At 45.0% G+C, this 15805-nt stretch carries 13 protein-coding genes and 1 riboswitch; all 13 genes read right to left on the minus strand.

Translation table 11 applies throughout. The features are described from left to right. Window positions 1-23: 23 nt before the first annotated feature. The 13 genes from ACZ449_RS18200 to ACZ449_RS18260 all read right to left on the minus strand — a co-directional run bounded on the left by ACZ449_RS18200 (window position 24) and on the right by ACZ449_RS18260 (window position 15798). Complete coding sequence (locus ACZ449_RS18200) at window positions 24-1805, minus strand: ABC transporter ATP-binding protein (RefSeq protein ID WP_464257476.1); 1782 nt, start codon at window positions 1803-1805, stop codon at window positions 24-26. Between the two features lie 55 nt (window positions 1806-1860). Further along, a complete protein-coding gene (locus ACZ449_RS18205; protein WP_464257477.1) occupies window positions 1861-3312 on the minus strand; it encodes a DEAD/DEAH box helicase in 1452 nt (483 codons plus the stop codon). Continuing rightward, complete coding sequence (locus tag ACZ449_RS18210; RefSeq protein ID WP_464261902.1) at window positions 3305-4459, minus strand: tRNA nucleotidyltransferase/poly(A) polymerase family protein; 1155 nt, start codon at window positions 4457-4459, stop codon at window positions 3305-3307. Before ACZ449_RS18210 ends, ACZ449_RS18205 begins: the two co-directional genes overlap by 8 nt. Before the next feature lie 116 nt (window positions 4460-4575). Continuing rightward, the gene (thiE, locus tag ACZ449_RS18215) at window positions 4576-5214 is read right to left on the minus strand and encodes a thiamine phosphate synthase (protein WP_464257478.1); all 639 of its coding nucleotides are present in this window, start codon (window positions 5212-5214) and stop codon (window positions 4576-4578) included. Further along, a complete protein-coding gene (thiM, locus tag ACZ449_RS18220; protein WP_464257479.1) occupies window positions 5207-6019 on the minus strand; it encodes a hydroxyethylthiazole kinase in 813 nt (270 codons plus the stop codon). Before thiM ends, thiE begins: the two co-directional genes overlap by 8 nt. Beyond that, complete coding sequence (gene cytX / locus ACZ449_RS18225; RefSeq protein ID WP_464257480.1) at window positions 5983-7212, minus strand: putative hydroxymethylpyrimidine transporter CytX; 1230 nt, start codon at window positions 7210-7212, stop codon at window positions 5983-5985. Before cytX ends, thiM begins: the two co-directional genes overlap by 37 nt. A 63-nt stretch (window positions 7213-7275) precedes the next feature. Continuing rightward, window positions 7276-7383, minus strand: a riboswitch (TPP riboswitch). Between the two features lie 108 nt (window positions 7384-7491). Beyond that, a complete protein-coding gene (locus ACZ449_RS18230) occupies window positions 7492-9135 on the minus strand; it encodes an autotransporter outer membrane beta-barrel domain-containing protein (RefSeq protein ID WP_464257481.1) in 1644 nt (547 codons plus the stop codon). Between the two features lie 37 nt (window positions 9136-9172). Then, the gene (locus ACZ449_RS18235; RefSeq protein ID WP_464257482.1) at window positions 9173-10006 is read right to left on the minus strand and encodes an FAD binding domain-containing protein; all 834 of its coding nucleotides are present in this window, start codon (window positions 10004-10006) and stop codon (window positions 9173-9175) included. Continuing rightward, on the minus strand, window positions 10006-10479 hold the full coding sequence (locus tag ACZ449_RS18240; RefSeq protein ID WP_464257483.1) for a (2Fe-2S)-binding protein: 474 nt from the start codon (window positions 10477-10479) through the stop codon (window positions 10006-10008). Before ACZ449_RS18240 ends, ACZ449_RS18235 begins: the two co-directional genes overlap by 1 nt. Beyond that, window positions 10476-12833: a xanthine dehydrogenase family protein molybdopterin-binding subunit gene (locus tag ACZ449_RS18245; RefSeq protein WP_464257484.1), complete on the minus strand. Its 2358-nt coding sequence runs from the start codon at window positions 12831-12833 to the stop codon at window positions 10476-10478. Before ACZ449_RS18245 ends, ACZ449_RS18240 begins: the two co-directional genes overlap by 4 nt. After that, the gene (locus ACZ449_RS18250; RefSeq protein ID WP_464257485.1) at window positions 12808-13053 is read right to left on the minus strand and encodes an acyl carrier protein; all 246 of its coding nucleotides are present in this window, start codon (window positions 13051-13053) and stop codon (window positions 12808-12810) included. The genes ACZ449_RS18245 and ACZ449_RS18250 overlap by 26 nt, the downstream gene beginning before the upstream one ends. 19 nt (window positions 13054-13072) lie before the next feature. Beyond that, the gene (locus ACZ449_RS18255) at window positions 13073-14743 is read right to left on the minus strand and encodes an AMP-binding protein (protein ID WP_464257486.1); all 1671 of its coding nucleotides are present in this window, start codon (window positions 14741-14743) and stop codon (window positions 13073-13075) included. A gap of 29 nt (window positions 14744-14772) precedes the next feature. Next, window positions 14773-15798, minus strand: a complete 1026-nt coding sequence (locus ACZ449_RS18260; RefSeq protein ID WP_464257487.1) for a hypothetical protein — start codon at window positions 15796-15798, stop codon at window positions 14773-14775. Between the last annotated feature and the right edge of the window lie 7 nt (window positions 15799-15805).

The following is a 15805-nucleotide window of genomic DNA, read 5'->3' on the forward strand; positions in this document are numbered from 1 at the left end:
TAACCCCCGGTTTCTTTGATGGATTAATCCATTATCTCTAATCCATCAAACTGCATGTTATAGTACTTAGCGTACAGACCATCCTGGGCCAGCAGTGCCTTGTGATCACCACACTCTTGTATCTGCCCGTCGTTAATCACAATAATTTCGTCCGCATGCCGAATAGTGCTCAGTCGGTGAGCAATAATAATTGTTGTCCGCTGCTTAGCCAGTTCTTCTAAGGCAGCTTGAATATGACGTTCGCTTTCATTATCAAGCGCCGAAGTTGCCTCATCTAAAATCAAAATCGGCGGATTTTTAAGGAACACCCGGGCAATCGCGATCCGTTGCTTTTGACCACCAGACAAACGAACGCCCCGCTCGCCCACATAGGTATCGTAACCCTCTTCCAAGCTGGCTATAAACTCGTGAATATTAGCTTTTTGCGCAGCTGTGATAATTTCTTCTTGCGTCGCGTCCGGACGCCCGTAAGCAATATTATCCCTGATGCTGCCAGCAAACAAATACACATCCTGCTGCACAATGCCAATGGCATTGCGGAGCGATGTAAGCGTCACGTCACGCACATCCTGCCCGTCAATCAAAATCGTGCCTGCTGTCACATCATAAAAACGTGGCAGTAAGGAACAGATTGTTGTCTTGCCACCGCCGGACGGACCAACAAGGGCGATGGTTTTTCCGGCTTCCACTGTAAAATCAACCTGATTGAGCACATCGTTGTTCCCCTCATACGCAAAGGAAACGTCGCGATACTCGATGCGTCCGTTTACGTTGGTAAGGGGAATAGCTGCTGCTTTATCGAAAATTTCCGGCTGAGTTTGCAACACCTCAGCGAACCGTTTAAAACCGGCATAGCCTTTTTGAAATTGCTCTGTAAAGTTAATCAACACATCCAGTGGATTGATAAAAATAGCGATATACAGAGCATACACTGCCAAATCAGTGGGCTCTAACTGGCCTTTTGTTATGAAATAGCCACCGCTCACCAGCACCACTACATACAGCAAACCTTCCAATAGCCCGTTGCCAGCGTGGAAATTGCCCATGATTTTGTATACGCTTTCTTTGGAGTCGAGGAATTTAAGATTGCCACGACGGAATTTTTCCTGTTCGATCTCCTCATTGGCAAACGATTTGATCACCCGAATACCAGCCAAACTATCCTGCACAAGGGCATTGACAGTGGCAATCCGTTTGCGGTTCTCCATAAAAATTACTTTCATGCGCTTATTCTGGTAGTAGCTAAAAATAGTCATGCTCACTGCAATACTGAACAAGATCAGTGTCATTGGCACATTAATTAGCAGCAACAAAATGAAGGAACCGATCAACTTGAGACAAGAGATAAAAATATTTTCCGGTCCGTGGTGGGCCAGCTCAGAGATATCAAACAGATCAGATACCAGTTTGGACATCATCTCGCCGGTATTGTTTTTATCATAATAGGAAAAAGAAAGACGCTGCAGATGTTCAAACAGGTCCTGCCGCATATCACTTTCCATCCTCGCACCCATCACATGTCCCCAAGTCGTAATATAGTATTGGCAGGCATAACGAATACAGTATAAGATCATCATGCCCGCCCCGATATAACCGATAGTAGCAACAAACTCCATGGTTTGACGAATTAATAAATTTTTTGTCAGGTAATTAAGCACCTGCGGAAAAATCAGATCAATGGCCGAAACAATAATAGCACAAGCCATATCGGCGTAAAAAAGCCGCCGATATGGCTTAGAGTAGTACAAAAAACCAGCAAGAATAGACATCATAAACCCCTCTTTACATGATAAAATTAACCACAAACAAGCTGTCTCCTCCCATTATACACCACCAACCTGCAGGAAAACAGGCAAAATGTTACATACTATGGAAGTTGATTTTCTTTATCGTATGTACTTTCCCTTTTATCTTCGAATGCAGGAGCGCCTCCATTACAAGCTCGCCTTTTCCTCCAAGGATCTCAACATAGGAACAAGTATCCTGAATATCAATAATACCAGTATCTGCGGCACTAACCCCTGGAATACTAGTGATCGCTCCCAGTATATCACCTGGCCGCATTTTTGTCTTTTTCCCGGCATTGATCCGAATTTTAGTTATATCTCGATTTAAGTTATCACCGTTATCGCTTTTATAGTTGGGCACAGCTGTATTTTTAGCAAAAAGCAACTTGCCTTGTTCAACTGCTTCGACTGTCGGAGTTTCTTGCCTTGGTATCTGATAGTGAATATATGCCTCTATCTCCGCTAACGTGCTTCGTTCAGCCGAAGTTACGAGAGTAATTGCCCTACCTTCTTCTCCAGCCCGCCCAGTCCTGCCAATTCGATGAACATAGCTTTCGTTTTCTAACGGTATATCATAATTTATAACAAGGTTTATACCATCCACGTGAATACCTCTTGCTGCCACGTCAGTAGCAATCAGTATTGAAAACTCGCCTCTCTTAAAGCTTTGCATTGCCTGTAACCGTTCCCTTTGCTCCATGCCACCATGCAAGCTTTTACAATGGTATCCTTCCCTTTGCATTTTAGCTAGTATCGTCTCTACGCTTTCTCTAGTGTTACAAAATATAAGGCAGCTATCTGGTCTCTCGGTATAAATTATCTTCCGTACCATGTTGAATTTTTCGCTGTCTTGGACTTCGTAATATGTCTGCTGAATCGTTTCCGCAGTAGACATTTCTGCGTCAACATCAATCATTACCGGATTACTCATGTATTGACTGCATATCTCCTGAATTTTATCTGGCATAGTTGCGGAAAATACCATAGTAACCCTGTTAGCTGGCAACATTTTTACTATTGCCTCCACCTGGTCGATAAACCCCATATCCAGCATTTTATCGGCTTCATCAATAATAAGATACTTGATCTCGTCCAGAGTAACATTTTTTCTTTCCATATGGTCAAATGTTCTCCCTGGTGTTCCGACGATAACATGTACCCTTTGCCTTAACTCTCTTTTTTGCAGTTCCATAGGCTGTCTGCCAAAAACAGCAGCACATCTTATTTTTCTAAACCTGCCAATGTTAGCAATATCCTGTTTTAATTGTACTGCCAATTCTCTGGTTGGCGTAAGAATCAGTGCCTGGGGGTACCGCTCTTCCACTTCTATTTTTTCACAGATTGGAATGGCAAAAGCGGCTGTCTTACCGCTGCCGGTCTGGGATCTTACGATAACATCCGTATTGGCAAGCGCTAGGGGTATTACCTGTTGCTGAACCTCAGTAAGTTTTTCAAACCCCAAATTTTCTAATGCTTTTACGATCTCCTGGCTAACCCCGCCATTGGCAAATCCGTTATTATCCATTGTTTAACCTCATTTTTTCCCAAACTTCTGCAATGATTTTACTATGTTTTTGCTGCAGCCATTCCCCAATCGCTTTACCTTTTAATTCGACAGGGACGACATCTGGCGATAAGGCCAGTACTGCCTTAAACGGGCTCAAGGCCGGAATAGGTAATTCCACTGCCTGTGAAATGATATCAAATTCCTCTACAGTCAGTGAACCCCGCCGCAAGTCATCAATTGCGTTTACAATTTTTTCTGGGTTGGGAACCTCCAGCAATGCCGTAATTTTACTGGCAGTTGCAGCCGCAGTAAGCCAGTCACCAGGCAATGTCATGCGGCTATTCCAGCGGGATAAACGTTGGTGGTCTATCACAAGACTTAGGGCAGCAAACCTTAGCTTAGGATTTGACGTAGCTTTTGCCACCAAATCCAGCCTATCCATTGCGATCGCAAATGTATCTGTGGGCAAATCCGCCATTTCTTCAAAAACATGCGGCAATAACTTACTCTGAAGCAAAACCTCAAAAAAGCGCGCCGGGGCCGGGGCCTCCTTCAATACCTTTGTCAATTCAGCCAGCACCCGCTCAACCGGTTCACCGCCAAGTTCAACTGCAACGGTACTTGCAAGAACTAATGTGTCGTCGTCTATGCTGAAATCTAAGCGCGCCGCTTGTCCCGCAAGCCGTAATGCACGTATGGGGTCATCGGCAAAATGCTGACTGGTGGCGCGAAGTATCTTGTTCTCAATATCCTGAATTCCATGAAAAGGATCAATCATTTCTCCTGTCAAACTATCTACGGCGATGGAGTTCACCGTTGTATCACGCCGGAACAAGTCTTCTTCAATGGTTATCTTAGGGTTTGATGCGATCTTGAAACCTTTGTAACCACTGCCAACCTTCCGTTCTGTCCTGGCAAAAGCAACTTCACTCTGTCTGCCGTCAATAGGTAGCCGAAAAACCGGAAAGGATTTACCGCATTCAGCGGCTTCAGGAAAGAGTGCCTTGAAGTTTTTCTTAACCATGCCAACTACGCAGAAATCAATATCTTTGGGTGTCGTTCCTATCAACATATCACGAACACAACCACCTACTCTATACAAGCGTCCACCATTGGCCAGGATGGTTTCCGCAAAAGCTCGTTCTGTTACTATATTACTGCCCACCAAGATCATTCACCCCCTGATTTTATTTTCCCATTCAACACCCAATACATACAAACCCCAGGCTCCAGTGCCGGAACCTGGGGTTTATGTATTTTCATTTCGTTATCATTAGTGAGTTATCCTTGTTCTACCTTCATCAATTTTAGAAGCTTCCTGGCAGCCGCCTTAGGGTCAACAGCAGCAATAATAGCTGATACCACAGCCACACCATCTACCCCTGTATTCATGACAGCCTGTATATTATTGCCATGAATTCCGCCAATGGCAACAATGGGAATCTTCACTTTGTTTTTGATAGCTGCCAGGTCTGCTAAGCTTACACTATCAGCATCATCTTTCGTATTCGTAGGAAATACAGCCCCGATGCCGAGATAGTCAGCCCCCTGATCTTGCGCAAGTAAAGCTTCTTCCAGGGTTGCGGCAGATACACCAATAATTTTATTAGGACCTAACAGTTTTCTGGCCACTACTACTGGTAGATCTTCTTGCCCAATATGTAGACCTGCCGCATCTACTGCCAACGCAATATCTGCCCGATCATTCACAATCAACGGCACACCATATTTTTCAGTAACACCTTTTATCGCTAACGCCACTTGATAAAATTCTAATGATGATAGATTCTTTTCTCTTACCTGCACCACCGTGACGCCACCCTGAATCGCTTGTTCCACTGTTTTGGCAAGATCTTTATCGCCAAGCAACCCACTATCTGTTACTAAATATAAAGAATAGTTACTATTCCTTTTATCCATTTGTAATTCTGCCACCTTTCTTAATGACTTCTGGTGTCATCAGCCATACTGCATCAAACAAGCGAACCCGGAAGGTTCCAATACCTTCACCTGTTTGTAACGATTGCTGCGCCAACTCACCAGCTAAGCCCATGGTCATTACACCGGCCACTGCTCCAGTAAACCAATCCTCAGTTGCGCCACAGTAACAAGCAATCAGGGAAGTAGCCATACAACCAGTACCTGTTACCTGCGACAATATTGCATGACCATTATTAATACGGCACAGCTCATCTCCGCGGGCAATAATATCCTGTTTACCAGTGATAGCAATTACGCAGCCCAGTTTCTCAGAAAGCTGCCGCGCCACTTTTTCTCCGTCTACCTCGTCAGCAACTGAATCAACACCCTTGATATCTGCAGCAACTCCAGCAATTATTTTCATCTCCGACATATTGCCACGAATCACCGACGGACAAACCTCCTGAATAATTCGCTTAGCTGTCGCTGTACGAAGAGCGGTAGCTCCCACTCCCACTGGATCAAAAACAATGGGAATGCCTTTTTCCCTGGCTTTTTTGCCGACAGCTAGCATAGAATCAATACTCCGGGAATTCAACGTTCCGATATTCAATACCAAGGCAGAAGCAAATGACACCATTTCTGTTACTTCCGCGATATCATCCGCCATAACCGGTGAAGCACCAATGGCCAATGTTATATTGGCACAATCATTTACCGTCACATAGTTTGTAATATGATGCACCAATGGTTTTTTGTTTTTCAATTCTAAGAGGCTATCGGATATTTTTTGCAGTAGTTCCATTGTTTTGTAACCCCCCATATCACTTTATAGAGTAGCGCAGTAATCAGCATCACTGGTATAGTGGCGCCTAATACAAAGTCCATCTTAATAAACTGATAGTACATTCCTACCCCAAGTGCCCAAACAAGCAGCGCCCCCCAATTAATAAGCATTTTAGCTTGAACCTTGCGGTTTTTAACAATAAAATACTCTGTCAACAAAACAGCAAACAACGGAGCAAACACAGAGCCAATAATAATCAGGAAACTCTCATACTGCTCAATATTAAACCACAGAGCAGCCATTGTACCAATTACCGTCATAACCAAAGCTATCCGTTTCTCATTAAGTTTCGGGAAAATATTCGCAAAACTCACACCTGCTGAATAGGCATCCAAAAAAGTAGTTGTTACCGTTGCCAAAACTACAATTCCTAGTGCTGATAACCCTAGATTGGCGGCCAACATCATGGCTGAAGGTTCTGCATTGCCAGCAGCAATGGCAGCTCCCAGCCCAATAATATACATCCAGCAGCTGCCCGCAAAGTAACCTAAGCCACTCCCCCAAGCTGCGCTTTTTTTATTTTTGGCAAAACGTGTATAATCCGCAATCAAGGGCAGCCAAGAAAGCGGCATAATGACACTTAATTCTAAGGCTTGGCCGAAAGACATGCCACCGGCTGGCGGCGCGGATAATGCTGTGCTATCTTTAAATACAACAGTACTTAACACCAGGGTGATACCAAACAACAGGAATACAGCCAGCATATTGGCTTTTTTCAAGCCACCTTCCCGGCCAAGAACAATCCATAAGAGAACTAAGCCGCCAATGCCAATCGTCCATACGGAGAGCTGATCCATGCCCCAGAGCAGCTTGCTAATCTCGTTGGCTGAGCGGGCCGCCGCAATAATCATAACTGCCGTCCAACCTACCAATTGCAAAACATTTAACACAGAAAATAAGTAGGAACCATATTCACCAAAAGAAATTCGAGTAGATACCAGCGCCGGTATCCGTTCTTGTGTACCAATTATCCCACCCAACACTAAAATACCAGTACCGACCACATGGCCAATCACAATAGCTGCTACGCCACTCTTAAAACCAAGCGGAGCCAAAAGTCCGCCTGTTAAAATCTCAGCAATAGATACAGCAGCACCAAACCACAAAAACAAGTAATGGTTAAACCCTAATGTATGATTTTCATTCGACATTCAACATTCCACCCCTTTTTATAAAAAAATAAAAAGCACACCCATAAGGATGCGCTTAAAGTACAAAAAACGCTATACCATCCCTACGCTGGCATTACCCAGATCAGGTTAAAGGGTCATAGATTTTGATCTATATCTCAGCCGGCCTTTCCAGCCCCCCTTGAAACGTCGATATTCTTTTCAGGCTCATAGTAACATATCTCATCACTATTTTCAAGTAATTAATTTACAAATTATAGAAATGCCGTCCAACAACCGGGTGCGCGTTACTTTTTCTTCTTACCAATATCCCTTTAAGGACAGATTTCCCTGACAACCACGTTTATCGCCAAATAGTTTGCTGAATTGTCCTTCTACATATAAATTGTTGCTTAAACCAGCTTTCAACCCCAAGTTGATTTGATACATATTGCTTCCAAGTCTGTTTTGGCTTTGCTCACCCGAAATATCGGCTACATTATCGCCTTTAAACTCATGGATATAATTTACCCCGAGCGAAGTATTCATTACGTTTCCGTTACTTTGCATTACCACCTTGCGCAGTTGCAGACCTAGCCGCCCTTGTAAGGAGTCACCTTTTTTTAGAGACACATTTGCTCCCACATTATCGGTAAAGCCTCCCTGATGGATACCAATATATGATAATTGCATTTGTGGTTCCAGGACCAAACCGTGCTTCTGTTGAAAAGTCACACCATGTTCCAACGAAGTAACAAACAGCCGTCCCGAATACTGCTGTTTAAGACCATACCCATAATAACCTGGCACTTTATTGGTAAAATCCAAATTGCCAACTATTAAGGCGGCATTAAAATAACCGGAACGGTTGGCTTCCATTGGTGTCCTGATTACAGAATAGAGGCCACCATAATTTCCTGTTATTTCATTATTTACGTTACTTGCCGTATTCCTTTGATTAGTTTCTCCATGTCCAGCAATGAAACCCACATACACTTTATTCTTTTCCCCAACAGCAGCCCCTTTAACTAGTTTTTCCCATCCCAACTGCAGACCTTTCGTCTGCGCATGATAGTTAGATCCAGAACTATTCGTATAGCTCGTATCATTGCCAAAAGGACTTACCCATATATCATTATTTTCTTTTCCTGCTACGACTTGAGAATTACGCAGCTCATACATATGTAGCTCTAAGTCGTCAATAATTCCTCGGCTTAGGTTCTGTCCATTGGTAATTGCCGCACTATAACTTGATAGATAATTAGGCGCATACAAAGCATATACCAGCCAGGACATTGTATTTTCAGGTTGACCACTACGTTTCCAATACTGATAAGCTCCCCCGCTACGATATTCACTTCCAGCAGCCATTGGCGATGCGGTACCAGCAATAAGCTCCGTCCCTTTTGGTACGGAAATCACATAAATATCCTGTAAATCAGAACCCCAGCCAGCCAATATCGCCTGTGCATTGCGTGAATCCTTCACAGAATAGTATTTATCCGACCACCATGCACCTAAATAACCTTGGGTAATCTCATCTGATTTCAGATGATTGCCTCTGCGGACAAGTTTCAGGTCTTGCTCAGTTTCCACGATCTGAACCGCCGTATCAGTACTACCTGGCGTACTTGTAAACGAATAAAAATTATTATAGTAATTTTTGCTGGCAAACTTAGTAAACCCCGCAGCTAGCAAAATTTGTCTTTTTTGTTCCAATAAAGCATCCGAAACACCAGGAACAATATTCACTGCACTCTGACCACTCACATTCTGAGCCGGACTGGTTCCTTGGGCTTGAATCTGAGCATCAATCGCGGCAAGCGAGCTATTCCAGTCCTTAACCTGCTGGGACTCGGCAGCAACTGGTGTGATCGTCATTAGTAATGTTGCTACACAGATAATAGCAGTAGTCAATTGTTTCTGCCAATTGTCAAAACCACTTTTAAAAGTTTGTCTTACCATCGTCGGCGCCTTTTTTGTCTCACAATCTATGAACCTATCAATCACGGCAAATACGCAACAGTAAATTCGCCGTTAGACATTGCCGATACTCTGCACTTGCCCGGATATCATCAATAGGCCTAACACCCAGGCTTGCCATTTTCCCTGCCTGAGATAGTATTTCGTCAGATAAAACCTTTCCCTTAAGAAACGCTTCTACTTCTGGCAGCACCATAACAGTCGGACCGACGCTCCCCCAAGCCAACTTAATATTTTTCACTGTTTCATCAGGGTTTACTTCCAGCATAACGGCCAAGCTAGCAATGGCAATGGCCAAAGCCTTGCGTTTACCAACCTTGTAATATGCGGAAAACGTTTGCGGTGCTGGCAGCGGAATCTGAATACCTGTTACAAATTCGCCCTGTTCCAGCATTGTGCAGCCAGGACCTTGAATAAATTCTGCAATCGGCACACAACGTTTGCCAGTTTTGCCGCTAATTGCAATCTTGGCTCCAAGAACGTAGAGCGGCGGCAAAGTGTCACCTGCCGGCGAAGCGGTACACAAATTTCCTCCTAGCGTTCCACTATGCCGGATTGGCGGCGATCCAAGCACGGCTACCGCATCATGCAAAACTGGGAAACAGTTCTTGATGATCGGCAACTCCCAAAGCTGCTGATGGGTCACACCTGCACCAATAAAAATCTCCGTTTCCTTCTCTTCCACATGCTGCAACTGTTCCAAGTGCTCCACAGAAAATAAAGCCGACGGCTTATTACCATGTTTCCTAAACTGAACTAAAAGATCAGTACCGCCAGCTATTATCCGTCCATCCGGATAGGCCACGAACAATTCTTTTAATTCCTCCAGTGTGCGGGGAAAAAGGACCTCCATTATGCACGCCTCCCTTTCAGCAAAGCAGCAGCTACTTGGACAGCTTCTACAATTTTTTGGTAGCCGGTACAGCGGCATAAGTTGCCACTTAGTCCTTCTCGAATTTCCTCACTGCTTGGCTGTGGGTTGCGTTGTAACAAATCTAACACTGCCAACACCATACCGGGGGTACAAAAACCACATTGGACCGCACCACAATCAATAAATGCCTGCTGTACAATAGCAAAACCGCCCTCAGGTGCTACACCCTCTATGGTGGTAACTTCCACTCCTTCCAATTGAGCTGCTACCATCAAACAAGAAAGGCGGCTTGTTCCATTAACAAGTATGGTGCAAGCACCACATTCCCCTGCGCCACAACACTCTTTTACACCAATCAGTCCGAAATCCTCCCGCAAAAGATCAACCACTCGTCGATCAGCAAGCACATCCACTATTGTTTGCTTTCCATTGAGCATGAATTTTACTCTCATCGCACAGCCTCCTTGCCAGCTTGACGGAGAGCCAATAATATTTTTTCCCCAGTCAGCGTCCCCTGAGTAATTCGTGTGCCAATTATAGCAGCAACACCATTGGCAATGGCTGATAAAATGCCATCAATACTAATTTCACCCGCACCTTTCATACCATATGGCCCGTCATCCTCTGCTAACGGTACGACTACCGTTTCCATATTGGGTATATCCATCGCTGTTGGCAGGATATACGTAGAAAAATCATTTGTCTTAATTTTTCCCTCTTTTAGAGCAAAATCCTCAAATAAGGCATACCCAATTCCCTGAGCAGCGCCACCTTGGATTTGCTGCTCAAAAACCTGGGGATTTATCACACATCCAGCCTCAATACAGTTTAACAGATCACATACTTCTATTTCGCCGGTTAACGTATCTACCTGCAGCCTGACTAACTGAACACCATAGGAAAATACCCGGTGTGGATACCCATGGTGACGCAATTTTTTTCCTGTCGGCAACACTTGCTTATTGACCGGGCAAGTATAACTATAGGTAGCTATCCGTTCGCTTTCATCCATAAACCCGGCAATCAATTGTAAAGGAACTTCACGCCCAGAAGGCTGATGGACAATCCGCCCTGGTAATAGCACCAGATCTTGCACATTAAGTTGTTCAAGCAGTTGAAAGGAAAATAGCAATAAAGCTCTTGCCAGAATTCGTTCTTTCAGAATATTCGCCGCCCCAGTAATCGCATTGCCATAGGTAAAGGTCGTCCGGCTGGCTGAAGACGAGCAGGAAGGAAGAGTGCAGGCTGTATCTGGCAGGACTATCTCCATATTATCATAGCCTTGGAAAAGAATATGGCCGACGATTTGCATATAAGTAGCAGCATTACCCTGCCCCATATCGGAGACACCGGCAAAAACACGAATATGACCATCGGCAGCCAGTTCTAGCTTAGCGTTAGCGTAATCAGGAATAACCGGGCCAAAACCAACAGCATGATAACAGGCGGCCAGACCAACGCCGCGCCGTTTAAAAGCTGGCGCACTATTCTGCCACGGTTCCCGTTCACGCCATAGGCGGTGGTCTGCTACCTTTTTCAAGCATTCACTAAGCCCTACCGTTTGCGTCAGCAGTACACCTGTTGGTGTGACACTACCTCGGCGGACAGCATTCTTGAGGCGAAACTGCAACAGATCAACGCCTGCCGTCTTCGCCAATTCGTCAACTGCCTGCTCGATTCCCGCCGCTACCTGTGGGACCCCAAATCCCCGAAAAGCACTGGCAATCGGATTATTGGTATACACAACTGCCCCCTTAATTCGCGTATGGGGAATACAATAGGGGCCGCCAGCATGCTCCATGGCTAACTCCAACACCTCACCACCCATTGCTGAATACGCCCCCGTATCCATCAAAATATTGCAGTCAAGCGCTTGTAACATACCTTGTTGGTCACAACCCAACTTATATTTCATAATTGCGGGATGCCTTTTGGTGCCTGCAAGAAAACGTTCTTCTCTTTCATACCACATTTTTACTGCTCGTCCACCGGCATGAAGGGCTGCCAAAGCCAAAAATCCCTGTACCGTAATACCATCTTTACCGCCGAAAGCACCGCCTAAATACGGTGCCATCACTCTAAACTTGGTCGGTGGTATTTTTAAGGCTTCTGCCAGCTCCAAGCGATCACGAAACGGGGTCTGCGTAGAAGCAATCATGGCAATCGTACCGTCCGCTTCCAGCCACGCCACCCCAGCCTCTGTTTCAAGAAATGCATGATCTTGCCAGTTTACTTCAATTGACACTTCAGCAGTAAACTCACAATCTGTTAACGCCTCAGCACCACGCCCACAGCTAATTTCATCACTAAGCAGCACATTGCCATCCGCTCTCCCGGGATGGAGGATAACCGACTCTTTACTCATGGCTGCCTGGGGATCAAACACGGCAGCCAGCGGTTCATATTCCACCACAATCGCAGCTAGCGCCTGTTTTAGTATTTCTTTAGTCTCAGCCGTTACTAACGCAACAGCCTCACCATAATGGCGAACAATGCCATCTGCCAGGATCGGTTGATCTTTTTCGAAAATACCCAATCGATTACTGCCTTGCACATCTTTACTTGTTAAAACCGCAACGACACCAACCATGCCTTTTGCCTGTGAAATATCAATACTCGTAATCCTGGCATGGGGATAGGCGGCACGCTTGATACCTGCCCAAAGGTGGTTTTCCGGATAATAATCAGTTGCATATCGCTCTTCGCCAGTAACCTTAGTCAGGGCATCCGCCCGCGGTGCCGATTGACCAATGACCGAGGGGGCACTGGTTAGCGGGCGGCTACTTTGACACATGATTTTCCACATAATCAATGGCACCACTTAATGTTTTGAGTTTTAAGATATCTGAACCCTGCATTACAAATTCAAAAGTATCCTCAATATCAGCTAACAGCCAGCTGAATCCCAGCGAATCCAGTCCTAACGCTGTTAACTCCGTATCCATGTCAATCGACTCTGAGCTGATATTTTGTACACGTTTGGCAATAATTTCTCGCAAGCGGGTTTCGATTTGCTGTCTGTTCATTTGACATGCTCCTCTATTTTTATGTATTTTTTTCACTAAGCATCTGGATAGCCAGTTCCCTTAGTTTAAACTTCTGCACCTTGCCACTGGCAGTCTGGGGATATTGCTCCACAAACAGGAATTGGGCCGGAACTTTATGAATAGCAATCCGTTCCCGGCAATATCGTTTTATTTCCAGCGGAGTAGCACTTTGCCCTGCTTGTAAGCGCACAAAGGCCACCACCTCTTCACCATAATACTCACAAGGTATTCCCACCACCTGAGCATCTTTAATCTTGGGATGGGTAGTTAAAAATTCTTCAATTTCCGCCGGATACACATTCTCACCACCGCGAATAATCATATCCTTGATCCGGCCAGTAATACGACAATAACCTTCCGTATCAATACACGCCAAATCACCACTATGCAACCATCCTGCACTATCAATAGCCTGAGCAGTAGCCTCCGGCATTTTGTAATACCCTTTCATCCGGGAGGGACTTTTAATACAAAGCTCACCGGCAGTTCCCGTGGCCACTGCCTCACCCGTCTGAGGATCAACAATTTTCAATTCTACCTCAGGCAAAGCCTGTCCTAACGTGTTGATACGATGTTCTAGCGAGTCGTCCCACCTGTTCATAATACTGATAATGGCCTCCGTAGAACCGTATAATATACCAAATTCACGCGCTCCCAGCTTGTCCACTACCGCTTTTACCAGTTGCGGTGGACAAAAAGCGCCCGCCATATTGCCACCCCGCAAGGAAGACAAGTCATAGCAATGATTACTCAACTCCTCTAGTGCAGCAACAAACATGGTGGGCGTGCCACATACGGCCGTCGCCTTGCAACCTTCAATGGTCTTTACTAATTCTTGTGCATTAAACTGTTCTATCGCAGCAATGGCCGTCCCAGCAGCAACCGCTGCCATAACCGCAATACAGCCATATGCGTGAAAAAAGGGCAGCGGTATGCAACTAATATCTTGCGGCGTTAATCCTTGGTACTTTGCAGTCTCAAAAGCATTTATAACATAACTGCTATGGGTAAGCATGGCCCCTTTCGGGGCACCAGTCGTTCCCGAAGTATATTGTATAGTGAAGATATCCTCACCATTTACTGTATTTTCTCTAACAGTCAACTCTTTGTCACTGATAGTCTTACTCCTTGCTAAAAAACCTTGCCATGTAAACATGCCTGGCTGCTGTTCTTTTCCCAGAAAAACAACATTTTTCAGCGCTGGCAGGCGTGCAGCCTGCAGACATCCCGGACGCGTTGTTCTCAGTTCTGGACATATTTCGTAGATAGCAGCTAGATATTCCCCTGGTTGACTGGCACCATCAGCAATAAACAATGTCGTAGTTTCAGATTGTTTAAGAACATATTCCAATTCATAGGCTCGATAATTGCTATTGATTGCAACTAAGGGTATGCCCGCCTTAGCACAACCGAACTGGATAAATAGCCATTCTGGCAAGTTTATCGCCCAAACCGCAGCATGACTACCACGCTCAGCGCCAAAAGCTATAAGTCCTTTGGCAACGTCACCAGCGATCTTATTAAATTCGCCATAGGTATATTCTGTTTGTTGTTTATAGTAGAGCAACGCTCTGCTGTTTGGCGCAATATGCGCTCTCTTTGTCAACAATTTGCCAACAGCTAACCTATCTGTTTCCTGCATAACTTTAACAGCTTTATTCCCACCCATACTCTTTCCCCTTTCCCGCGGCTTGGAACTTATAGAGCGGTTCCCGTTACAGCTTGCCAATCATTTTTACTAAATTCTTTGATTTTCTTTGCTCGTTTAGTATAAAGATTAGCACCGTCAAAATTGGGCAAGCCCACTATTTTCTGCATAAAAAAGCCGTCATCGTCAAACCACCGTGGCAGTGCTCCGCCAAAAAAATAGCCACACTCACGCAACACATCAACTACAGCACCTGTCCAAGGATGAGTGAGTCGAATAAACACTTGCGTAACCATGATACCCGCAGCTACAGTCTGTTCTTCCAACTGAGCAAGATAACCCGCAAAATCGTCCCCTGTGTCCTCAAAGGTAATTCTAGCCACCCCGGCATCACTAAACAGTTGTAGTTCTCCCACTGTCGCAATTTGGGTTGGCAGTAGTTTCTTCGCTGCAACAAAGCTATGTCCGCAATCGGCAACAGCATAGATCTCCTGCAACATCTCTTCGTAAACACTCGGCAGATAGAGGATCTGTGGCCTAGTTTTAAAGTTGCGAAAAACAGTCAGTGTAGAAACGCGACCATCTGTTGATTGAGAATTCGCCTGACTATACGATTCAGCAGGCATTAAGTCCATCTCTATCCCGGTTTCATAAAAACCTTGTCGCATAACTGATTGTTGGGTAAATAGATGATTACATACCGCTTCCCCCCATACCTGTTCTAACCCGTAACGCTGGGGAATTTTTTCTAACGACGAATTAAACAATTCCATCGCCATCAATGTTTGGCGATAGTCGTGCCTGACCATCAGTTGTCCATGTTCATAAAGCTCTTTATTAGGTGGCGATGAACGGTATAACGCAATATGCCCCACCACCTCGCCCGCCTCAGTACGAGCTACCATTCGGTATGTTTCACCATCATCACCCTGGCGTATCAATTCCTCGGGATCATACACTTCCCGCCTTGGATAATTATCGCCATAAATTGCCCGGTACAACTCAACCACACCTGGCGCATCAGCAGGGCTAAAAAAATCAACTTCCCACTTCTTGTTTATCGACTCTTCTGCCATAATTGCC

Source organism: Desulfosporomusa polytropa, assembly GCF_055380075.1.

Coding starts and splice junctions, on each gene's coding strand:
- ACZ449_RS18205 (WP_464257477.1), bottom strand. CDS start 3,312: ATGGATAATAACGGATTTGCCAATGGCGGGGTTAGCCAGGAGATCGTA.
- thiE (WP_464257478.1), bottom strand. CDS start 5,214: ATGGATAAAAGGAATAGTAACTATTCTTTATATTTAGTAACAGATAGT.
- thiM (WP_464257479.1), bottom strand. CDS start 6,019: ATGGAACTACTGCAAAAAATATCCGATAGCCTCTTAGAATTGAAAAAC.
- cytX (WP_464257480.1), bottom strand. CDS start 7,212: ATGTCGAATGAAAATCATACATTAGGGTTTAACCATTACTTGTTTTTG.
- ACZ449_RS18230 (WP_464257481.1), bottom strand. CDS start 9,135: ATGGTAAGACAAACTTTTAAAAGTGGTTTTGACAATTGGCAGAAACAA.
- ACZ449_RS18235 (WP_464257482.1), bottom strand. CDS start 10,006: ATGGAGGTCCTTTTTCCCCGCACACTGGAGGAATTAAAAGAATTGTTC.
- ACZ449_RS18240 (WP_464257483.1), bottom strand. CDS start 10,479: ATGAGAGTAAAATTCATGCTCAATGGAAAGCAAACAATAGTGGATGTG.
- ACZ449_RS18245 (WP_464257484.1), bottom strand. CDS start 12,833: ATGTGGAAAATCATGTGTCAAAGTAGCCGCCCGCTAACCAGTGCCCCC.
- ACZ449_RS18250 (WP_464257485.1), bottom strand. CDS start 13,053: ATGAACAGACAGCAAATCGAAACCCGCTTGCGAGAAATTATTGCCAAA.
- ACZ449_RS18255 (WP_464257486.1), bottom strand. CDS start 14,743: ATGGGTGGGAATAAAGCTGTTAAAGTTATGCAGGAAACAGATAGGTTA.
- ACZ449_RS18260 (WP_464257487.1), bottom strand. CDS start 15,798: ATGGCAGAAGAGTCGATAAACAAGAAGTGGGAAGTTGATTTTTTTAGC.